The sequence below is a fragment of the Neobacillus phoenicis genome, from assembly GCF_047302305.1.
Taxonomy (GTDB): Bacteria; Bacillota; Bacilli; order Bacillales; family Cytobacillaceae; genus Neobacillus.
In genome coordinates, this window is record NZ_CP154847.1 from 1140662 (window position 1) to 1162319 (window position 21658).

The window sequence follows — 21658 nt, forward strand, 5'->3', positions numbered from 1 at the left end:
AAAAAGACCAACTGGGTCATAGCAAGCTTACTAGACAAACATTATCTTAAAATATCATTTATAAAAAGAGGACATCATTATGATTGAAATTCGTCAGTTAACAAAAGAATATAAAACAAAAAATGGCACGGTCAAGGGAGTGGATGACGTTTCTTTAACGGTTCAACGAGGCGAAATCTATGGCATCGTCGGCTACTCAGGTGCGGGTAAAAGCTCGTTACTCCGTTGCATCAACCTATTGGAGCGGCCCACTTCAGGCAGCATTACTGTCGACGGAACAGACCTTACTTCCTTAAAAGGGGAAAAGCTCCGCTTAGCCCGCCTAAAGATTGGCATGATTTTTCAACACTTTTATCTTATCAGCCAGAAGACAGTGTATGAGAACATTGCTTTTTCACTGAAAGCAGCCAACTATCCGAAGAATGAAATCAGCACCCGTGTCATGGAATTACTAGAAACGGTGGGACTTGCGGATAAGCGCGATGTGTATCCAGCCCAGCTGAGTGGAGGGCAAAAGCAACGGGTAGGAATTGCTCGGGCACTCGCCAATAATCCATCGGTTTTACTTTGTGATGAAGCAACCTCCGCCCTTGATCCGACCACAACCAAGTCGATCTTGAATCTATTAAAAAGGATCAACAGGGAGCTTAACATTACAATTATTTTGATCACACATGAGATGGATGTAGTCAAAGAAATTTGCCACCGGATGGCGATCATGCAAGACGGCAAGGTCATTGAAGAGGGTGCGGTGTATGACATTTTCGCCAACCCTCGAGCAGAATTAACCAAGGAGTTTATTGATAGTGTAGTATCTTTTGATATTCCAGAAGCAATTCTATCTAGCTGTGAAGGACCCATTATCAAGGTGTTGTTTAAAGGAAAAGTTGCCGGAGAGGGGGTCATTTCCGATATGCTGCAGAAATTCAGCGTAAAAGGAAATTTCCTGCATGGTTCGATTGAATACATTCAGGAACTGCCCTTGGGTATTTTCATTATGGAACTGAAGGGTAAGAAGGAAGAAGTTTTATCCGCACTTCAATACATCGAAGACCGGGCAGCGCAAGTGGAGGTGTTACGTAATGGGCTTTGATTTTCAGCATCTGGTGGAGTTAATTCCAGATATCAATACTGCTTTTATGCAAACGATTTATATGATTGTGATTTCCTTAGCGATTAGCATCGTCATTGGCCTTCCAGTGGGAATCCTATTATTTGTCACAGACAAAGGCTTGTTTTTACAAAATCGCTTGATTCAAGTGATCATGGGATTCTTGGTGAACTTGATCCGTTCGATTCCATTTATTATATTGCTGGTGGCGCTAATTCCATTAACCAACTTCATCGTTGGTTCGACGATTGGTCCAACAGCAGCAAGTGTTTCGCTATCGGTGGCGGCGATTCCGTTCTTTGCCCGAATTGTTGAAACGGCATTAAGGGAAATTGACAAGGGGGTCATCGAAGCAGCGATTGCTGCGGGAGCAACGCCAACCATGATTATTAAGGATGTCCTGCTCCTTGAAGCGAGATCAGGAATCATCTCTGGTATTACGTTGACCCTTATTAGTTTAATTGGATTCTCGGCGATGGCCGGTACAGTCGGCGGAGGCGGAATTGGAGATTTAGCGATTCGCTTTGGGTATTACCGCTATGACAATACCATCATGATTGCCACTGTCGTTATATTAATTATTTTAGTTCAGGTTATTCAACTGCTTGGTGATTACATTGCCAAAGTTGTCGATAAAAGAAGATAAAGAAAGAAGGAAAAAGTCATGAAAAAATGGTTTTTAGCAATGGTGTTAGTTTTACTCGTAGGTGCGTTAGCAGCATGCGGCAGCAGTTCAGAAAGCAAAGACAAAGCAGAGGCAAAATCAAAGGACATCAAATTAGGGGCAACTGCTGGTCCGTATAGCGATATGTTGAAGGAAGCAATTGTTCCTGGGTTAGAAAAGAAGGGCTACAAAGTGGAGATTGTGGAATTCAGCGATTATATCCAACCAAACAAAGCGTTAGATAATGGGGATATCCAAGCAAACCTATTCCAGCATTCTATCTATCTAAAGAATTTTGCGAAGGAAAACAATATGAAGTTGTCTACATTGATTTCTGTACCAACTGCACCAATGGGGCTTTACTCAAAGAAATACAAATCACTGGATGAAGTAAAAGACGGAGCAACCGTTACGCTTCCAAATGATCCAACAAATGCGGCTCGTGCCTTAAATACGCTTCGTGATGAAGGCTTAATTAAAATCAACGAAAGTGCCGACCCGTTAAAAGTTTCTGAGAAGGACATTGTTGAAAATAAGAAAAACCTGAAGTTCCAGGCGATTGAAGCAGGACAGCTACCTCGATCTGTGGACAGTGTCGATTTAGCCGCAGTTCCTGGTAACTTCGCATTAGCGGCAAAAATGAACTTACTTGATGCATTAGCACTTGAAAACATGCTTGATTCGTATCGTAATATTGTAGCGGTGAAAACAGAAAACAAAGATTCTCAACTTGCAAAAGATATTAAAGAAGTTGTGGAATCTGCAGACTTTGAAAAAGTTATCGATGAGAAGTTCAAGGGCTTTGGGAAGCCGGAGTGGATGAAGAAATAGGGGAACGAAAAAAGACGCTGAAAAAAGCGTCTTTTTTTAATAAAAGAGTGGCTAACCCCAATTAAAAACTCTGGGGTTAGCTACATTCTAGTTTTCAACAACAGGTATTCTCTTAATCTCTGGATCTATAAAGATATCGTATTCATCTAAGCTTTTTGTAGAGAACTCTGAAACTACTGCTCCTTCTGGACCGGCTTGGAACCAGTGTGGTGTATTAGGTAATAGGGTGTATTGTTGTCCTGGCTTTAGTTCAATTTCATTCCAAACGGTAAAGTATTCTTCTTTATCTTCAGGAATTGTTGCCTGGGGATTGTCAGCTTTCACACCTGGCACATATAAGTAGACCGTACCATAGCGACATCTAAAGGTTTCTTCCTTCCCTATGTATTCGCCAACAGGTGGATGGATGTGTTCAGGACATGTTTGTTTAGGTAACAGTACAAGATCTTTTGCACAGCATCGGTCCGTATTTACGTAAACAACAAGCTGTAACCCGAATTCACGAATTCTACCAAGACCAAAATCTGCCACTTCAAAGTTTTCAACTTCATCGTCTGTTAATAAAATTCCAGCTTTTTCAAGATATTTTAAACTTTCACTGCGAATTAAATCGTACTCCGCTTTTTTCATTCTACTTCCTCCTCTTTAGTAATATTGATAAGCCTCTTAATGTCAGTATTAATCCAATCACTTGTAACATCCATGCCTAATATACAGGTCTGTTTAACCAAAATTCATATTATCAAAAATGGTTTAACCAGAATTCTGCTGAAGCTGAATTTTGGTTAAATTCATGTGTATTGTCGACATGGATGAAGGGCCATCATTCACTTAAACTAACAATAGAAAATGAAAGTGTTTACAAAACTGACAATTATGAAAATAGGAGATGGGTAAATTGGTAAGAAAAATGACAGTGCCTCCAATGGAACTAGTTGACTATGAAGGGCCAGACACACAACTTTGTGCTGTTATGACAGATGTAGGGAATATTGAAGTGAAAAGGGCAAAAATACCTGAACCTGCTGACAATGAAGTCAGAATTAAAGTAAAATGGGTTGGAATTTGCGGAAGTGATGTAGAGGTATATCGCGGAGCAAGAGAACCTGAGTTTATCACTTATCCGACTAGACTTGGGCATGAGGTTGCAGGTGTTGTGGATAAGGTGGGGAAAAATATTATTGGGATTAAAGAAGGAGATCATGTTGCCCTACGATATGTGTGGGGAGCATTTGCAGAGTATGTTTGCTGCAGTCCTTTCGCTGTAAAAGTACTACCAAAGGATTTTCCTTTAATAGAAGGTTCACTTATTGAGGTGTTGCCAGCTTTGTTATCTGCTGCAGAAAATGCCGACATTTCACCGAATAAGAATGTGTTAATTATGGGACAGGGTGTAAGCGGTCTTGCCTTAACACAGGTGGTTAATTTATACAGCCCTCGAAATTTAGTTGTTACTGATTTATTTGATGAAAAACTTGAACTTGCAAAAAAGTATGGGGCAACACATACGTATAAGATGCCATCACCGGATGCTAGAACAATGGATATTGTGGGAGAGGACTTCCCTGAGGGATTTGATATCGTCATTCCTTGCTTACTAGAGGGTTCTGGAATGGTTGATGCGATTGACGCTGCTGCCCAAAATGGCCGAATTGTAATGTATGGCTGTATTGGGACATGTCATAAACCAGTTGATTTCTTTAAAGTTCACAAGAAGCGTCTGGATATCTTCTCTACAGAACCAAAACGAGATATCGATAATAGAAGATATTTTGATGAGGGCTTAAAGTTAGTTCTTGATGGATTAGTCAATACAAAGGAAACGATTACTCATATCTTCCCTCTATCAAGAGTGGATGAAGCGTTTAAAATTCGTAATGAACATAAAGGAGATACGATTCATGTAATGATAGATTGTGAGGTGAATCGAGAGGGAAGCGATGAGTAAAACAGGTTGCTTTTACTGCGACAAGGATGAGCAATTAACCAATCTAATGATAGAAATAAGCAAGCTTCCGTCCTCTATACTTTACTTGAATAGAGATCAAACTCATAAAGGGAGATGCATAATTGCCTTTCACTCCCATAAGAGGGAGCTGTTTGAACTGTCAGAAGTAGAACTAACAGCTTTTATGAAGGACGTTTCCATTGCGGCGGAAGCGATTCAAAGGGCATTTAAGGCTGATAAAATTAATTATGCTATCTATGGCGACCTTGTCTCTCATCTCCATTTTCATTTAGTTCCTAAATACGAAGGGGGACCTGAATGGGGAGAGGCATTTGTAAACAGCCCTATATCCAGATTATTAATGAAGGATAGTGACAATAGAGAGAGAATTGAAGGCATTTTAGAACAGCTAAAAATCGTGAGGGGGATTTAGATGAAGAAATCTTTATTGAAAAAGTTGGCAGTGCCTATTACCGTCATGTCATTAGCCATTTCCATCATAGGCTGTAGTGCAGAGGAGAGCAGTACAAGTAGTAAAGGAGATGGAAAAAGCAAGGCAACAGGTGAAAAAATCACTCTTCGCCTTTCCGAGGCACAAGTGGACGATTATCCAGATTCTCTAGCTGAAAAGGAATTTGCTAAAATCGTTGAACAAAAATCAGATGGACGTATTAAAATTGACGTCTACACTGCAGGACAGCTGGGAGATGAAAAAACAACTATTGAGCAGACCCAGGTAGGAGTTATTGACATGGGAAGGGCGAATGCAGGTCCTCTAACACAGTTTGCTGATAAATTTGGTGTATTTAGTTTCCCATTCCTATTTAATAGCCGTGATCACATGTGGAAGGCAATTGATAATGGTCTTGGGGAGGAACTATTTAAAAATTTAGAGGAAAAGGGGGACCTTGTTGGCTTAGCATTTTATGATGCCGGAGCAAGAAACTTTTATAGTAAGGACCCTATTAGTAAGTTAAAGGATGTAAAAGGGAAAAAAATTCGTGTCATGCAAAATGATATCTTAATAGATGCATTTAAAGAGCTAGGTGTTTCTCCAACTCCTTTATCGGCATCAGAGGTTTATAGTGCGCTCCAGATGGGTGTCATTGATGGAGGAGAAAATAATGTTAGTACGTACGTTGCTGATGGACACTATGAAATTGCTAAAAACTTTACCGAATCAGAACACTTACGAATCCCAGGTGTCCTATTTATGAGTAAAAAGGCTTGGGATAAGCTTTCATCTGAAGACCAAAAGATTATTAAAGAAGCTGCCAAAGAATCTGAAAAGTTCCAACAGGATGCCTATGACAAGTATTCTGACGAAGCGATGAAGAAAGTTGAGGAAAAAGGTAATAAAGTGATTCCATTATCAAAAGAAGACAGAGAAGCCTTCCATGATAAGGTTCAACCAGTCTATGATAAATACAAAGCCCAATTCGGAGACTTATTCAAAATTATCGATGATGCAAGATAAAAAATTGGTAAGGACAGTCTTTTGACTGTCCTTCTCTTTCAAAAGGGGGGACCTGAATGGAGAATTTGCTAGCGAAATTAAGGAAGATTACTGAATACCTTGTCTATATTATGCTTTCTGTGATGACAATTATTATTTGTTATCAGGTTTTTTCGCGTTTTGTCCTCAATGTTACACCGCCATGGATACAAGAGTTATCACTTCTATTAATGGTGTGGATTGGCTTTCTTGGTATTGCAGTAGGATTACAAGATAACAGTCATATTCAAATTAATCTTTTTATTAATGCACTTCCAGAAAAGGCTAAGGTGTGGATAGGTAAATTGCATCGAGTGTCAGCGATCCTCTTTGGTTTATTTATGGTAATTCAAGGCGGCCAGTTTGCCTATGATATGAGAACCTCTACTATATCTGGTCTTAACATGCCATCAGCTGTTCTTTATTATTCTGTACCAGTTTCTGGAGGATTGATTATTTTGTATTTGGTTTTTGAGTTATTTGGAAAATGGCATCCTGTTATTGATGAAAGTGAGGGGGGATGAATAATGGCCATTCTAACTTTATTTGGTTTATTTATTGTTCTACTAATTTTCGGTTTTCCCGTAGCGTTAGCGATGGGACTGACATGTATTGTAGTTGCCCTTCAATTGGATATTCCTTTATCCATGTTAGCCCAGCGGATGGTAACCGGGATTAATAGCTTCCCTCTATTGGCCATTCCTTTCTTTATTTTAGCAGGAGAAATTATGAATATCGGTGGGATCTCCAAACGGCTTGTCCGATTTTCGGATGTATTAGTTGGTCGTTTTCGTGGAGGTTTAGCAAATGTAAATATCACAACCAGTATGTTATTCGGCGGAATATCTGGTTCAGCCTTAGCCGATGCCTCTTCCATTGGTTCTATCCTCATCCCTATGATGAAAAGGAAAGGCTACGATACAGATTTTTCTGTTGCTGTAACAGTTTCAGGTGCAACACAGGGCATTATTATTCCTCCCAGCCATAATATGATTATTTACGCCTTGGTTGCAGGTGCTGGTGTTTCTATCAGTTCTCTATTTTTAGCGGGAATTATTCCAGGGGTATTATTAGGAATTGCTTTAATGGTTACCTCTTTTATCATTGCGGTAAAAAGAAAATACCCTGCCGAAAAGCCATCCTCCTTTAAAGAAGTCCTCGTTGCTGCTAAAGAGGCAGTTCCAGGTCTGTTTACTGGTGTCATTATTATTGGAGGAATTATTTCAGGTATTTTCACTGTTACAGAGTCTGCTGCTATTGGTGTTGCCTATGCTTTCATTATTAGTTTCTTTGTCAATCGGGACGTTCCGTTTTCGAGAATTGTAAATGTATTATCAGGAACATTTAAGACAATGGCTATCGTCGTTTTTCTAATCGCCGTTTCTAGCGGATATGCTTGGTTATTGGCTTTCTTAAAGGTTCCAGCAATGATTTCAAGTGGTATGCTGGGGCTTTCAGATAATCCTATTGTTATTAAGCTAATCATTGTAGCTATCCTATTATTCTTAGGAATGATCTTAGATGTTGCACCCATTATTCTGATTACAACACCCATTCTTTTGCCAATTGCGCAAAGTGTTGGAATGAATCCAATTCATTACGGAATCGTTATGATGATTTGTATGGCGATTGGTCTTGTTACACCGCCAGTTGGAGGAGCACTATTTGTAGGTAGTGCGATTGCTAAGGTCCCGGTTGAAAAGGTAATCAAGGCACTCTTACCATTTTACGTTTGTATGATTGTGGTCCTACTTCTAGTAACCTTTGTCCCTCAAATTGTAATGTTTGTGCCTAATTTACTGGACTAACTTAATAGATTTTGTAAAATAGCAGGTTGCTCCCCTAACGAAAAATCCTGCTCGAGGACAATATCCTTACCAATAACGGTCCGAGTTTTCTCTCTATATTCTGATGGTGAGATTCCTATTCTATCCCTAAATAAACGGGAGAAATAGGGGGGCGTTAACCCTACTAAATCAGAGATTTCTGTAATGGAAAGGTTGGTGAATTCTAAATATTCCTTTGACTTTTCTAATCGCAATCGCTGAAGGAAATTCATTGGAGTAGTCCCTAACTCTTTCCTAAAGATTTCGATGAGATAATGAGGATGGAAATTGAAATATTTAGCAATATCCTCAAGGGATATTTTGGATTGTATATGCTGAGTCATGTACTCAACAAAAGGGAAATCTGGATGAAATTCATTTTCTACTGAATAGGAATTTAATTCATTTTCCCGCTTTGAATACTCTCTTTCTACTAAAATCGATAGAAGGAACGCTTTAAATCCAGCATCGATTCTGAAAGGTAATAATTCATTAGGTTTATGCAAGTTTTGGGTAGACAGTTTAAAAAGGTTTTTTACTTCATTAACGTTGCTAATATAAAGGGGTTTTCGGCAATGATTTGACTGAAGGAGATTCTCTAATTCTTTGCACATTATATAGAATTTGAGATCAATCGTCATTGAATCTTGGGTGAAACGGAAGCTATGGACACAACCTTTTGGAATAAAATAGGCATGTTGCGGTTGAAGGATAAATGAGTTTTCATCCATTTTAATAGTCCCTTCACCATCTATAACGAATAATAGTTGATAAAAGCTATCATGAACATGGCTTTCAACTGCACTATTTTTTTCGTAGTCTATACGTGAAATCCAAATGATGCGTAATTGGTTATCTCTTAGCATTCTAATGTCCTCCCCTTGGTAGTTACTCATAATTTTAACATAACTTGATTCAAGTGTTTTGAAAAATCTGAAGAGGAGGATGTATATAATGGGATATTTACTTGGAATCGATATCGGTACTTCAGGGACAAAAACCTGTTTATTTCGCTATGATGGTGAACTTGTCACTTCAGCATATGCAGAATATCCTATGCTTCAACCACAGGTTGGATGGGCAGAACAGCATCCGGAAGATTGGTGGAATGCAACAAAACAAACCATTCAAATGATTTTTAAACAGGCGAAAATAAAAGCTTCTTCCATCAGAGGTATTGGTTTATCGGGTCAAATGCATGGTCTTGTCCTGGTTGATCGAAACGGAACTGTGTTAAGACCAGCAATTATTTGGTGTGATCAAAGAACCGGTCAGCAAGTAGAATGGATGCGTGACTCCATCGGTACGGAAAAGATTATTGAACTGACATCTAATACTCCGTTACCAAATTATACAGCAACGAAGCTATTATGGGTAAGAGATAATGAACCTACTATATATGAAAAAATTCATAAAGTTTTATTGCCGAAAGATTATATTCGCTATAAGCTAACTCAGGAATTTGCTACTGAAGTTTCTGACGCATCGGGTACTTTGTTATTAGATGTGGCATCCAGGAAGTGGTCTTCCAAGATGGTAACATTACTAGGTATTGAGAATGATTGGTTACCAGAGGTTAGAGAATCTAATCAGATATCAGGAACAGTGTCTAAACTTGCAGAAATAGAAACAGGACTAGCTGAAGGTACAGCTGTAGTTGGAGGTGCAGGAGACCAAGCTGCAGGTGCAGTCGGTAATGGTATTGTTCACGCCGGGGTTATTTCGGCAACAATAGGGACATCAGGTGTTGTCTTTGCATCAACAGATGAAATCAAAAAGGATTCACTTGGTCGGCTTCATAGCTTTTGTCATGCTGTACCTGGTAAGTGGCATGTTATGGGTGTTACTCAAGCTGCTGGAGGGTCGTTACAATGGTTCCGAAATCACTTTGGATTGAGTGAAATGGAGCATGCAAAATCTCTACAGAAAGATGTTTATGATATTTTCTCAGAAAAAGCTATGGATGTTAAGCCAGGGTCTGAAGGACTTGTGTTTCTTCCTTATCTAATGGGTGAGCGGACTCCTCATTTGGACTCTTATGCCAAAGGGACATTTATTGGAATCACAACAAGGCATGGGAAAGAGCATTTCATTCGCTCTATTATGGAAGGCGTAGCCTTTAGTCTTAAGGATTGTTTAAGTTTGATAGATGATTTAAAAATTCCCAATACCGAGATTCGATTATCAGGCGGGGGAGCAAAAAGTCTTGTGTGGCGCCAAATATTTGCTGATGTTTTTAATCAAAAAATACATAGGATTCACGCAAATGAGGGACCTGCATTTGGTGCGGCTCTATTAGCCGGTGTTGGAACCAACATCTATTCATCTGTGGAAGAAGCGTGTTCCCAAACCGTTAAGTATTATGATGCAGTTGAACCTACCCAAGAATTTGTCGAAAGATATGAAGACTATTACACTATTTATAAAGAGCTTTATTTTAATTTATATGAGACCTTTTCTTCACTTCATAAATTAGCAGTTAAATAAAAAGATGGGATACAAATCCCATCTTTTTTTAATGTTTAGTTTCTACTATTTACTTCATTTTTTCCCCGGCGCTTTAACGCAACGGGGGACTGTCCCCACTTTTCTACTTTTTCTTTTGCCCAGGAGGCATTTGTTTCACATGAATGCTAAGCTCTGTTTTTACTCCATGGTAAGAAACCGTAATCGTTGTTTTGCCTTTTTTACCAGCTTGAAGCACGCCGTTTTGGTCAACTGTTGCAATGCTTTTCACTCTTTTCGTGGGGACAGTCCCCCAATGGGGTAATACGTCACAGTGATAAAGGTAAGCAAGGGTCATTGGTTCTAATTTCATAATGTTGATAAATTTTTCATACAGTTAGGTAAACAGTTATTTTTCTGTGTAAAAGCTTTGTTTGAGTAATAAAAGGGGGGAGCAACATGCAATATAGGAAATCGATAATTGGTGGGGCCATTGCCATTGTGATTTTAGTAGTTGGCTTTTTTTCGACTACCACAGTTGCATCCGGCTATCGTGGAGTGCTATTACAATTAGGGGCCGTTAAGCCAACGATTTTAACGGAGGGGTTTCATTTTAAGCTTCCGTTTATCCAAACCGTTCAACCGATTGAGGTACGGGTACAAAAAGAAGAAAGCTCTCAGACAGCCGCCTCCAAGGATCTCCAAACCGTTACCACAAATGTGGCCGTTAACTTTTCTGTTAATCCGGAAGCTGCGAATAAACTTTATCAAGATATCGGATTGGATTATCGTTCTCGGATTGTTGATCCCGCGATTGCGGAATCTTTAAAAGCCATTACCGCACAATATACAGCAGAAGAATTGATTTCGAAGCGTCCAGAGGTATCAGCAAAAGTAAAAGAGATGCTTGCTGCAAAATTAACAAAGTATTATATGATTCTAGAAGATATTAATATCAAAGAGTTTGCTTTTAGCGAAGAATTCAATAAAGCGATTGAAGCCAAGCAAACCGCGGAACAAAACGCATTAAGGGCGCAACGGGACCTCGAAAGAATCAAAATTGAAGCGGAGCAGAAAGTGGCTCAAGCAGGGGCAGAAGCAGAAGCCTTACGTTTGAAAAAGCAAGAAGTCACGCCAGAGTTAATCCAATTAAAACAAATTGAAGTTCAAGAGAAGGCATTGGAGAAATGGGATGGCCGCCTTCCAAGTGTCACAGGTGGAGCCACACCGTTCATTGATGTAAATGGGCTCGAGAAACAAAAATAAAGAGAGGGGACAGTCCCCCAGCGCTTTAATGCGCTGGGGGACTGTCCCCACATTTTTTTTAACTCATTTTCGGTTTAGCCACCATTCCTTGTTGCTCTGATGATGAGTCCTTCTGAACCAAGAAGGAGGTAAGGAAGGCCAAGATACTTCCCACGAATCCGAATATAAAGAGGTGGTGAATGCCTTCCATGAAGTTAGCACCGCTAGTTAATAATGCACCCATGATGGTAACACCAATCGCAGTTCCCATGTTCCGGCAGAACATAAAGAAGGAAGTGGAGATTCCTTTTTCCGTCGGACCGACGAGCTGTTGCACGCCAATCATGCCAACCGTAGTCAGAAGACCAAACGCTAAGCCTTGAACAATCATGACTAAGAAGACAAACCAAAAACCGTGGCTTGGGTCAAGCATTGTTAACAGGAAACCAGACAGGAACAATAACGCATTTCCGATGATTAACAAGATGCGATAACCGTATTTGAGAATCCACTTACCTGCAGGCACGGCCGCGGCCATCCAGCCGATAGCTGTTCCGAGTAAGGCCACACCGCTAAGGAACAGCGAAAGCCCAGCGATATTTTGCAAGAACAAGGGAACAAAGCTGGAAGCCCCAAATAAAGCGGTCGTCCCAATAAAGGCATTGATGTTTATGCGAGAAATCATCTTATTTTTAAACATAGACAGTGGAACAATGGGTGACTCTTGTTTCTTTTCGAAGAAGTAAAAAACCACTAAGAAGACAATTCCAATGATTGCGTATAGGTCGCGATTGTCCTTCACGATTGTATCTAATAGAAGGAACGTGACCCCAATCGCAAAGAGAATGGCACCGATGTAATCGACCTTCGCTTTTTTTGGCTGATAATTTTCTTTATAAGGCAGCAGTGTGATAAACGAAATAATACACACCGGCAGATTGACGAAGAAAATCCAGCGCCAAGTCATAAACTCGACAAAGAATGATCCTAGCAATGGTGCAAGCACGGCGGATAAGCCCCACATTGCCGTAAATAGCGCCTGGATTTTGCCTCGTTTTTCAACAGAAAACAAGTCACCAGCAATGATGGCAGGGAACGGCATCATGAATCCTGCGCCGATTCCTTGCACAGCACGGAAAAGGACCAATTGAACCATGTTGGCGGAAATCCCGCAAAGGAGCGATCCTACTAGGAATAGGAGGATTCCGGTACCAAATACTCTTTTACGTCCGAATAAATCTGATAATCTACCAGCCACAGGTGAAAGAATGGTGCTGGTAATCATGTAAGACGCGAACGACCACGCATAGAGGTCAAATCGGCCTAACTCCTTTGCTATGATGGGCATCGTCGTATTCATGATCGTCGAATCGATGGATGCAACCAGCATCGCAAGAACAATACTAACCATCACAGTTGTTCTGCTTTTCATCTATATAACCCCTTTGTTTTTTGAAAAAATTTTTTCGTACTGTAAAAATCTTGAACTTGAGATATAGTAAAACAAATTGGGGTGCCTGTCAAGAAGAATGCGGTAAAGCGCTGGGCCTAATTAATAGATATGTAGATATCTATATAAAATGTGTAGATATCATTGGATTTTGTGTAGATAAACGAGAAAAGTGTGTAGCTTTCCTCTGAAAACGTGTAGAAAATAGTTAACAAAACCAGTTTCCTGTAGAATAAGGGTATCTCATTTTTATGAAAGAAGGATGGTTTTGTACATGGGACAAAGAAAATGGTGGATCATAGCGGCCATCATATGGATGATGGCAATCTTTTGTGCGACCCAGCTTCCGTATTTTACGGGGGATAATACGTCAAAAACCATTGAAAAGGTAGTTGATACAGAACGTAAAAGCATCGATACACCAAGTGCGGACAATGAGGTGATTGAGGTGTTGAACTTACTAATTCGAAAGGCGACACATCTTACGGCATTTGGTTTCCTTGCCTTTTTGCTGTTCAAATCACTGGAAACCACTCGTTTTCCGTACATACTCGCATGGGTCCTAACGTCCCTGTACGCGATAAGCGATGAATACCATCAATCTTTTATGCCTGGCAGGATGGCATCTTATAAGGATGTCCTAATTGATGCCTGTGGGGCATTGGTTGTTTTGTCCATGGTTTATTTCTTTAGAAAAAAAAGGACGAAATCATATTAGAAAAAGAATGAAAGGACACTCGATGTGCCCTTTTATTTTTTTTGCCTATAGATAATTTTCACAATCATCCAAATTAAAATGGAGGAAATTTTCTCCACTCTTAAAGATAAAAAAGGTATTTACTTTTATTTTGCTAAATATAATTAATTTGACAATACAAAGAGGGGGTAGTTTATGAAGTCAAAAAGCTTACTATTCATTGTCTGTCTTTCACTGATTTTAGGATTGCTTGCTGCTTGTTCAGGCAAATCTAACTCTTCCAATACTTCCAATGGGGCTACGAAAGTGTCGATGGTATATTGGCCTGGACCTGAGTCAGATGCCATGAAGAAAGTAGTCGATGAATACAATAATGGCCAAGGGAAAAAGGACAAAGTAAACGTTGAAATGGTGTTGTTAAGTCGTGATGGAACGTATGAAAAGGAAGCAACTATGATGAGTTCAAAATCAAGTGAAGTGGATATGTATTTTACAGCTAGCTATATCATTGGACAACATGCTCCCTCTTTAGATCCATTAAATGATCAATTAAATTTAAAAAACTACTTGCCGTCTGCCGTAGATTCATTAACTGTTGAGGGGAAAACACTCGGGATTCCAATGGATGTAAGTAATCACTTTTTATTTTATCGTACTGATTTAATAGAAAAATTATTGGCAGACAAGGATTGGAAGGCGGCTTATGAAAAAGTAAGTGAAAAAGCCGTAGGTCAAAAATTAGAGCCAAAGGATCCAAAAGATTGGAACTGGGATGATTTTGTTGCAACGGCTGCTTTCTTTACCCAAAAAGAAAATAGTGATTCTCCAACAAAGTACGGGACAGCTCTTCAATTAAAGAGCTTGATTTTCAATACAATGATTTGGGATGACGTACTTTGGGGTAACGGCGGAAGCTGGTTAGATCAAGATGGAAACGTTACGTTAACTTCAGAACCTGCGAAAAAAGCGATGCAGATTTACCAAACAATATATAAAAATCAATATACTTCACCAAACTCCTCTGTTGCAGAATATGCGGAGACTCAAGAAGCAGTAAAATCCGGAAATGCAGCGTTTGCAATTCAATGGTCCGCAGCCTATGGAGAATTGAATGATCCAAAACGCTCACCAAATGTTGCTGGGAAAATTGGGGTCGCACCGATTCCTGGAGGAAAAACACATGTTCATGCACTTGCCGTTGGATTAAATAAATATAGTAAGCACAAAGAAGCAGCTCTAAAATGGATGGATTATTTAACCAAAGAACAAGCACTCACAACATATGCAAAAAACGGGGGAATACCGCCGCTTGCATCCGTCCTTGAAAATATGGGGTCAGACAACCCAGTTTTACCAATTATCTCAAAGCATATTGACGAATATGGATATTCTGTTCCAATCCTTCCGCAAACACAACCAATACTTGAGGCATTATCAAAAGAATTAAGTGGCGCTTGGGTTGGCCAAGGAGATATCGATCAAGCACTAGAGAAAGCACAAGAATCCGTAAAGTCCTTATTGAAAAAGTAAGGGATGAATGAGGGGAGGCAACTTGCTCTCCCTTTTTCTTTCTAAAATGAGGTGAGTATATGTATCAAAATCAAAAATGGGCGAGGTGGTTGTTAGCTTCTCCTTTAATTCTCTTTTTGCTGGTTCTTGTAGCATTCCCCGCCATTTACGGTATTTTTACAAGTACCCAAAACATGACAATCGGAAATCCGGATTTCTCGTTTACTGGAATTGAAAATTACATGAAGGTTCTTCAGAATGAGGATTTTTGGCAATCGATGTGGTTTACGGTCCGATTTACTTTTCTTACTACTGTTTTGGAATTAATCTTAGGTTTTGGTCTTGCCCTATTATTTGACCGGAGGTTTCCAGGAAAACGTCTATTGCTTAGTTTTATTCTTATTCCAATCATGATTGCTCCTTCCTTAATGGGGATCATGCTCCGATTAATCTTAAATGAAAATATAGGAGTGGCCACTTATTTTTTTACGAAAATGGGCCTGAACGTAAATTTATTTGATCCATCCACCATTGTACCGCTTCTGATTGTACTTGATATCATACAGTGGGTTCCATTTACCTTCCTCATTTTATATTCCGGTCTTCAAACGGTTGATCACGGTTTGTATGAAGCAGCAGCTATTGATGGGGCTTCTTACTGGAAAACGATTCAAAAGGTAATTCTCCCTATTGTTTCACCGATTTTGTTGATAGCAGCTTTTTTAAGGGGAATTGATTCATTTCGAACGTTTGATGTAATTTATGTGCTAACCAATGGAGGACCAGGAAACACCACCACATCAGCGAGTATTTTTATTTACAAAACTGCATTTAAAGATGGGAATATTGGTGAGGCATCGGCTGCCTCGATTCTTATTGCTCTCATGCTCCTAGTACTTCTGTCCTTTTTATTAAAACGATTGGGTGCCAAACAAGTTTAGGGGGGAACAGGTTGAAATCAACAAAAGGCTGGAGAATAACGATTACTGTCATCTTTATTGCATTCATCTTGAATATCCCTTTGATTAATACGATTTTTACCAGCTTGAAGACGGAAGGGGACATCTCTGCTCAGCCGCCAAAATTCTGGTTTACACCCACATTCGAGCATTTTCAAAATGTTCTCTATGCAGCCGGATATGATTTTCCTCAATTCTTTTTGAACAGTATCTTTTTGGCTGTGTCTACAAGTTTGCTAGTCATTTTAATTTGTTTACCATCAGCATATGCGATTGTCAGACTTGGATTTGGTCGGAAGCATCTAATGCCGTTTGCTACAGGTTTGAGGTTGTTTCCCCCGATTATTTTTGCTATTCCCTATTACATGATGTTTCAATATTTAGGACTTCTCGATACGGTTACAGGTCTAGTTCTTATTAATATCTTTTTAAATCTTCCACTTGGACTCCTTTTAATGATTGGATTTTTACGTGAGGTGCCAAGAGAAATTGAGGAATCAGCTGTAATCGATGGGTGCAATGTGTTTCAAATTTTATTGAAAATAATCATCCCTCTTATGGGACCAGGAATTGCTTCTGTTGGAATCTTAACATTTATTTTCTCATGGAATGATTATTTATTCGCTGTCATTATTGCTTTAAAAAATGCTACGCCTGTTACACTCGGATCGACGATGTTTATCACAAGCTGGGGGATAAAATGGGGAGACATTTCCGCTGCAACACTGTTGTCTATCCTGCCGCCGCTCCTATTTACCTTTTTTGCGCAGCGGTATTTAGTTAAAGGCTTGTCAGCCGGATCGTTAAAAGGGTAAGAAAGGATGAATCCTATGACGGAACAACAGACTACTTCAGCTGTTAATTTGATTTCTCACATACGAAGTGTGTACCCTTCTTTAACCAAAACAGAAAAAAAAATAGCTGCTGCAGTGCTGGATGAACCTATGGTTGTGATGTATGCAAGTATTACTGATTTAGCAGAAAAAGCAAGCGTAGGTGAAACCAGTGTTCTCCGATTTTGCAGAAGTGTGAATTATAGAGGATTTCAAGATTTTAAAATTGCTCTTGCTCAGTCTGTAACCTCAGAACTTGAGTCGGCTTCTCTATCCTTTGATAACAGGATGGAAGAATTGACAGAGAAAAATAAGCGGCTACTACAGGATACAGCTAATCTACTATCTGAATCAGAGCTTGATCATGCTGCAAACCTGCTTTTAAATGGAAAAAAGATTCTCTTTTTTGGAGTGGGTTCCTCAGGGGCGACCGCGCAAAACGCTCATTTTCGATTCCTACGCTTAGGGCTGCCGGTAGAGGTGGTTACAGATGGACATCTTGGTACTGTCAAAGCATCATTGCTTTCGAAAGAGGATGTCATAGTGGTGGTTAGTGTCTCGGGTAGTACTGTTGATTCAGTCGATGTTGCACAGGCAGCAAATGAAAACGGGGCAAAGGTGATTGTCATGACAAGTCATGCAAAATCACCAGCTACGAAATTTGCTGATGTATTGCTTTTAAGTGCATCAAGAGAAAAACCGACCGAAGGAAGTGCTTTTTCCTCCATTATTGCCCAGCTTCATATATTAGAAATTTTATTTGACTCTATTTTGTCAAAGATGGGTAAGAGAGGAAAAGAGTCTATGGAAATTACAGCAAAAGCGAGCAGTAGAAAATTATATTAAATGGGGTGATGGAATGAACTTAGAGAAATTGCGAAATCAGATGGTTGTTTCATGCCAGGCACATAATGATCATCCATTAAATAAACCTGAAGTATTAGCAAGTTTAGCTCTATGTGCAGAAAGAGCGGGTGCGGGAGCTATTCGCGCGGATCATCCTGTTAATATTCAAGAAATAAAAAAGGTCATTTCACTCCCTGTTATTGGTATATATAAGGTCCCTACGAACGTAAAAGGGAGATACTTTATCACTCCTAGTTTTGAGCACGCGAAGAACATTGTTGAGGCGGGTGCTGATATAGTAGCTGTGGAGGCTACCTATGAAAATCAACCCGATGACAAGGTATTAAAGGGATTATTGAAACGGATTCAAGAAGAGCTGAAGGTTCCTGTTATGGCAGACGTTTCGACTTTGGAAGAAGGGGAACGAGCATGGAATTCTGGGGCAGATTTGATTGCCACGACACTTTCTGGATATACAAGAGATAGTCATAACCGCTCTAAACCTGATTACCCGCTCATTCAATCCCTTGTAGATAAGGGCATCCGTACCGTTTGTGAAGGACATATTAGGACCCCACTTGAGGCTAAGAAAGCATTGGAACATGGAGCTTATTTTGTGGTCGTTGGTACGGCCATAACCGACCCGCTTTCCATCACACGATGGTATGTGGAAGCATGCCAATAGGGAGTAAATAGTATGATAAGTGTGGTGGTGGATGGTGGACAAACAAAAACGGAAGTAATGCTAATAGATGGAGAGGAAAGGGTGGAATCATGGTTGGAGCGACCCATTTTGCACCCTGCATCATCCGAAGGCATGACTCGATTGACTGAGATTGTAACGTCTCTATTAACTAAACTTACCTCCCTTCATAAGGGAAAGAATTCCTACCAACTGGCGTTTAGTTTAAGTGGGTTTCATGGTGAGGCATTCATTGTATCGCATATCCAAAATCTCGTTCAAACCTTTCCTTTGCTTATTACAAAGACTTTGGTTATTCCTGATTACGTTGGTAATTGGTCTTCTGTCACAAATGGTGGTCCTGGAATTGTTATCCTTAGTGGGGGCGGTACCATCGCTTATGGCGAAAATGAACAAGGGAAATCTTGTCGCCTTGGAGGGTGGGGGCATTTATTGGGGGATGAAGGAAGCGGGTATTGGTTTGGCTTAGAAACTATCAAAGCTGCACTGCGCTCCATGAATGGCCTTACAGATATTACTCCTCTTCAAGAAGTGGTGAAAGACTATTTTCATATAAATCAAGAATTTGAACTCACACATGCTTTGTATTCAGGTCGTTATTCCGACCAAGAAATTGCCTTTCTTTTACCTAAATTAGATGAAATTGTACAAAAGGGTGACCCTATTGCTATAGATATCATTCAAACCGGTGTTTCCTATTTAGTAAAGTTAGGAGTCAAAATGGTGGAAAAGTTGGGTGACATACCAATCTATACCTCTGGAGGAGTGTTCCGAGCGCTTTCCATTCAAAAAGAATTCCTTCATCAAATGCAGGTGAAAGGTTTATTAGTGAAAAATCATACGATTGTAAAACCTGCATATGGTATTTTGCGATATTTAGAATTACATAAAAAAGAATGAACGAGCACCCATCACCCTGCTCGTTTATTCTTTTATATTATGATTCCATCGCCTGCTAGTTATCATTCACGATTGGCTGATCCACTATGTCAGTATCTATCGTGTTGGTTGAACTTGCTCCTGTAATCGTGACAATGGAAGCGCCTGTATTGGAAGCACCTGAACCATGCAAGGTTTTAATCGCATTTTTCGGTGAAACAAATACCGCGCCGCCAAACTGTACGACTCCACCACTTATCGTTTCAATCTTCACTTGCCCAGGTCCAAAAGACATACAAAAACATCCTTTATGAGTAAATTCTTGTAATCTAATCTATGCTAGATACCAACCACTTGTTCATTGGTGCAGTCCACAAAAACTTCTAAAACCATCTCAGGCTCCTCCCAAAGTAGGACCAGAATACAAAGGTTAAGATGGATAAGGCAATGATGGTGATGAGCCAGGCTCGTTCAAATATGTTCCAGCCGTGTTTTTCCGCAAACCATTCCCCTAGTAAGATGCATAGATAAAAGATAATGAATTCTTTTACCCTCAAGAGGATAAAGCTTAGAAGTCCATGGATATCCACTCTCCGTTCCCCCTCGCTTGTACATCTATATTCCTATGTGAAGAGTTATATGTGTATAGTCACAGCTCGACATGTTTTTTGCGGGAAAGTAACAAGAAAAACAGTAACAATGAAGGTTGGTACGGTTTTTAATCAAACGTTTGATTAGTATAACACATATCGAACGAAGGTTGTTTTTACAGGGAATTTGCTTTTTAGAGTAACAGGATTTGGACTTTTTGAGGAGATTTGAAGATTTAATGTAAAAAAAAAGTGAGTCACAAAATGCACTCACTTTCAACGATCTCAATTAGCTGCTTTAATTGCGCGACACTCTGCTCCAGTGAAAGGGAATAATAGCGCTGTGTTCCTTTTTGGTCACTGACGACAAGATGGTTGTCGCGCATGATTTTTAAGTGGTGGGAGATGGCCGGGCGCGACAGGTTCGACTGCTCGGCGATCTCATTGACACTTAACGGCTCTTTTTCCGCAAGCAACAGGATGATGTCCTGCCTTGCTGGGTCCGCAAGAGCGGTGAATAACGGTATACATGAGCGAAATACATCGATTGCTTGTTGGGCCATGCCTAACATTTCCCCCTTTGTTTGTAAAAATTACTTTTCACCGGTTACATATTTGGATATCTTCGCGGCCAGGTTTCTTGGCATGAATTTTGCCCCAAGTACCCCAGCTTTATTTAAGCCTCCAGTCACAATAACGCGTTTCCCGTGCATCAATGCCTCGTATCCCTGCTTTGCCACCACATCAGAGGACATCGCTGAACTGAACATTTTCGAATTTTCCACACTTGCCACCACACCAAAGTTTGTTTTTGTAGCACCCGGGCAAAGGGTGGTTACTGTCACGCCAGTACCGGCAAGCTCCTCCACAAGTGCTTCCGAGAAAGAGAGGACATAGGCTTTGCTAGCAAAATAGACCGCCATCAATGGACCTGGCTGGAATGCGGCTGTACTTGCAACGTTTAGAATTCTGCCGCTCTTTCTTTGCTTCATTTTCGGCAGGAAGTAATAGGTGAGTTCCGTAAGAGCCGTAATGTTTAATTGAATCATATTTGATTGTTTCTCGAGTTCGAGCTCATCGAATTTGCCCATTAATCCGAAGCCGGCATTATTCACGAGAACATCAACCGATATTCCATTTTGTTCTACTTCTTCATACACTTCTTTCGCCGCGCCTGGCACACTTAAGTCCTTAGGAATAACGGTTACTTCTACATTTGAGTAGGTTTGTTTCAATTCATTTAAAGTGCTCTCGTTTCTTGCGACTAAAACAAGATTATAGCCATCCTTAGCAAACAGTTTAGCAAACTCATAGCCTAAACCGCTGGTTGCGCCGGTAATTAATGCCGTTTTTTTCATAAAATGAACCTCCATAAGTTGTGAATATATGTTTAAACGTTTAAATGTTTAAGTGTTTAAACATATAATAACCAAAAGACATCCATATGTCAACAGTTGCCAAATGGTTAAAATATGAAACCTTACAATCTGCCAATCGCATTACTAAGTAATAGTAGATTTAGGAGTGATTACATATGTATGAGCATAAGGTTGGAAATCAAGGGTTAATTTTCTTGTTACGGAAAAAATATCTGCACTATTGTTCAAATATTATTATAGAATAAAAG

General features: G+C 39.9%; 25 protein-coding genes. 17 read left to right on the plus strand and 8 right to left on the minus strand.

Annotated features, from left to right (window positions below):
- Positions 1-79 precede the first annotated feature (79 nt).
- Genes AA0X95_RS06050 through AA0X95_RS06060 form a run of 3 tightly spaced genes read left to right on the plus strand, consistent with a single transcriptional unit; the run spans position 80 to position 2606 of the window.
- Positions 80-1093 carry a methionine ABC transporter ATP-binding protein gene (locus tag AA0X95_RS06050; protein WP_413306596.1) on the plus strand — a complete coding sequence of 338 codons (1014 nt, stop codon included), beginning with the start codon at positions 80-82 and terminating at the stop codon, positions 1091-1093.
- A complete protein-coding gene (locus tag AA0X95_RS06055; protein ID WP_413306600.1) occupies positions 1083-1757 on the plus strand; it encodes a methionine ABC transporter permease in 675 nt (224 codons plus the stop codon). The genes AA0X95_RS06050 and AA0X95_RS06055 overlap by 11 nt, the downstream gene beginning before the upstream one ends.
- Positions 1758-1775: 18 nt before the next feature.
- Positions 1776-2606, plus strand: coding sequence for a MetQ/NlpA family ABC transporter substrate-binding protein (locus tag AA0X95_RS06060; protein WP_413306603.1), 831 nt, complete (start codon positions 1776-1778; stop codon positions 2604-2606).
- A gap of 87 nt (positions 2607-2693) precedes the next feature.
- On the opposite strand, the gene AA0X95_RS06065 is transcribed toward AA0X95_RS06060, so the two are convergent.
- Positions 2694-3236, minus strand: a complete 543-nt coding sequence (locus AA0X95_RS06065; RefSeq protein WP_413306605.1) for a D-lyxose/D-mannose family sugar isomerase — start codon at positions 3234-3236, stop codon at positions 2694-2696.
- A gap of 268 nt (positions 3237-3504) precedes the next feature.
- On the opposite strand from AA0X95_RS06065, the gene AA0X95_RS06070 reads away from it, so the two are divergent.
- The 5 genes from AA0X95_RS06070 to AA0X95_RS06090 are packed head-to-tail and all read left to right on the plus strand — an operon-like array spanning position 3505 to position 7857.
- A complete protein-coding gene (locus AA0X95_RS06070; protein ID WP_413306607.1) occupies positions 3505-4554 on the plus strand; it encodes a zinc-dependent alcohol dehydrogenase in 1050 nt (349 codons plus the stop codon).
- The gene (locus tag AA0X95_RS06075) at positions 4547-4987 is read left to right on the plus strand and encodes an HIT family protein (protein ID WP_413306610.1); all 441 of its coding nucleotides are present in this window, start codon (positions 4547-4549) and stop codon (positions 4985-4987) included. Before AA0X95_RS06070 ends, AA0X95_RS06075 begins: the two co-directional genes overlap by 8 nt.
- Complete coding sequence (locus AA0X95_RS06080; protein ID WP_413306612.1) at positions 4988-6031, plus strand: TRAP transporter substrate-binding protein; 1044 nt, start codon at positions 4988-4990, stop codon at positions 6029-6031.
- 56 nt (positions 6032-6087) lie between these two features.
- Positions 6088-6573 carry a TRAP transporter small permease gene (locus AA0X95_RS06085; RefSeq protein WP_413306615.1) on the plus strand — a complete coding sequence of 162 codons (486 nt, stop codon included), beginning with the start codon at positions 6088-6090 and terminating at the stop codon, positions 6571-6573.
- Between the two features lie 3 nt (positions 6574-6576).
- Complete coding sequence (locus AA0X95_RS06090) at positions 6577-7857, plus strand: TRAP transporter large permease (RefSeq protein WP_413306618.1); 1281 nt, start codon at positions 6577-6579, stop codon at positions 7855-7857.
- On the opposite strand, the gene AA0X95_RS06095 is transcribed toward AA0X95_RS06090, so the two are convergent.
- On the minus strand, positions 7854-8741 hold the full coding sequence (locus AA0X95_RS06095; protein ID WP_413306621.1) for an AraC family transcriptional regulator: 888 nt from the start codon (positions 8739-8741) through the stop codon (positions 7854-7856). The genes AA0X95_RS06090 and AA0X95_RS06095 overlap by 4 nt on opposite strands.
- 88 nt (positions 8742-8829) lie before the next feature.
- On the opposite strand from AA0X95_RS06095, the gene xylB reads away from it, so the two are divergent.
- Positions 8830-10362, plus strand: a complete 1533-nt coding sequence (gene xylB, locus AA0X95_RS06100; RefSeq protein ID WP_413306623.1) for a xylulokinase — start codon at positions 8830-8832, stop codon at positions 10360-10362.
- 103 nt (positions 10363-10465) lie between these two features.
- Here the strand turns inward: xylB and AA0X95_RS06105 are convergent, their stop codons facing one another.
- Positions 10466-10693 (minus strand): Ig-like domain-containing protein, encoded by a 228-nt coding sequence (locus tag AA0X95_RS06105; protein ID WP_413306626.1) that lies wholly within the window; start codon positions 10691-10693, stop codon positions 10466-10468.
- Positions 10694-10779: 86 nt separating this feature from the next.
- Here AA0X95_RS06105 and AA0X95_RS06110 point away from each other — a divergent pair, with 86 nt between their 5' ends.
- The gene (locus tag AA0X95_RS06110; protein WP_413306629.1) at positions 10780-11586 is read left to right on the plus strand and encodes a prohibitin family protein; all 807 of its coding nucleotides are present in this window, start codon (positions 10780-10782) and stop codon (positions 11584-11586) included.
- Between the two features lie 58 nt (positions 11587-11644).
- On the opposite strand, the gene AA0X95_RS06115 is transcribed toward AA0X95_RS06110, so the two are convergent.
- On the minus strand, positions 11645-12997 hold the full coding sequence (locus AA0X95_RS06115) for an MDR family MFS transporter (RefSeq protein WP_413306631.1): 1353 nt from the start codon (positions 12995-12997) through the stop codon (positions 11645-11647).
- A gap of 292 nt (positions 12998-13289) precedes the next feature.
- On the opposite strand from AA0X95_RS06115, the gene AA0X95_RS06120 reads away from it, so the two are divergent.
- The 7 genes from AA0X95_RS06120 to AA0X95_RS06150 all read left to right on the plus strand — a co-directional run bounded on the left by AA0X95_RS06120 (position 13290) and on the right by AA0X95_RS06150 (position 19462).
- Positions 13290-13733, plus strand: coding sequence for a VanZ family protein (locus AA0X95_RS06120; protein ID WP_413306634.1), 444 nt, complete (start codon positions 13290-13292; stop codon positions 13731-13733).
- A gap of 174 nt (positions 13734-13907) precedes the next feature.
- The gene (locus tag AA0X95_RS06125) at positions 13908-15242 is read left to right on the plus strand and encodes an ABC transporter substrate-binding protein (protein ID WP_413306638.1); all 1335 of its coding nucleotides are present in this window, start codon (positions 13908-13910) and stop codon (positions 15240-15242) included.
- 59 nt (positions 15243-15301) lie between these two features.
- Positions 15302-16162, plus strand: a complete 861-nt coding sequence (locus AA0X95_RS06130) for a carbohydrate ABC transporter permease (protein WP_413306641.1) — start codon at positions 15302-15304, stop codon at positions 16160-16162.
- 11 nt (positions 16163-16173) lie between these two features.
- Complete coding sequence (locus AA0X95_RS06135; protein ID WP_413306643.1) at positions 16174-16995, plus strand: carbohydrate ABC transporter permease; 822 nt, start codon at positions 16174-16176, stop codon at positions 16993-16995.
- 15 nt (positions 16996-17010) lie between these two features.
- A complete protein-coding gene (locus tag AA0X95_RS06140) occupies positions 17011-17859 on the plus strand; it encodes a MurR/RpiR family transcriptional regulator (protein WP_413306645.1) in 849 nt (282 codons plus the stop codon).
- Positions 17860-17872: 13 nt separating this feature from the next.
- Positions 17873-18544 (plus strand): N-acetylmannosamine-6-phosphate 2-epimerase, encoded by a 672-nt coding sequence (locus tag AA0X95_RS06145; RefSeq protein WP_413306648.1) that lies wholly within the window; start codon positions 17873-17875, stop codon positions 18542-18544.
- A gap of 12 nt (positions 18545-18556) precedes the next feature.
- On the plus strand, positions 18557-19462 hold the full coding sequence (locus tag AA0X95_RS06150; RefSeq protein ID WP_413306651.1) for a BadF/BadG/BcrA/BcrD ATPase family protein: 906 nt from the start codon (positions 18557-18559) through the stop codon (positions 19460-19462).
- Between the two features lie 55 nt (positions 19463-19517).
- Here AA0X95_RS06150 and AA0X95_RS06155 read toward each other — a convergent pair whose 3' ends face one another.
- From AA0X95_RS06155 to AA0X95_RS06170, 4 genes are all read right to left on the minus strand, one after another.
- Positions 19518-19736 carry a spore germination protein gene (locus AA0X95_RS06155; RefSeq protein WP_413306654.1) on the minus strand — a complete coding sequence of 73 codons (219 nt, stop codon included), beginning with the start codon at positions 19734-19736 and terminating at the stop codon, positions 19518-19520.
- Between the two features lie 88 nt (positions 19737-19824).
- Positions 19825-20031: a hypothetical protein gene (locus tag AA0X95_RS06160; RefSeq protein WP_413306656.1), complete on the minus strand. Its 207-nt coding sequence runs from the start codon at positions 20029-20031 to the stop codon at positions 19825-19827.
- A gap of 257 nt (positions 20032-20288) precedes the next feature.
- Entirely contained in the window at positions 20289-20594 is a 306-nt protein-coding gene (locus tag AA0X95_RS06165; RefSeq protein ID WP_413306659.1) for an ArsR/SmtB family transcription factor, read from the minus strand.
- A gap of 30 nt (positions 20595-20624) precedes the next feature.
- Positions 20625-21389 (minus strand): SDR family NAD(P)-dependent oxidoreductase, encoded by a 765-nt coding sequence (locus tag AA0X95_RS06170; protein ID WP_413306661.1) that lies wholly within the window; start codon positions 21387-21389, stop codon positions 20625-20627.
- Positions 21390-21658: the final 269 nt, after the last annotated feature.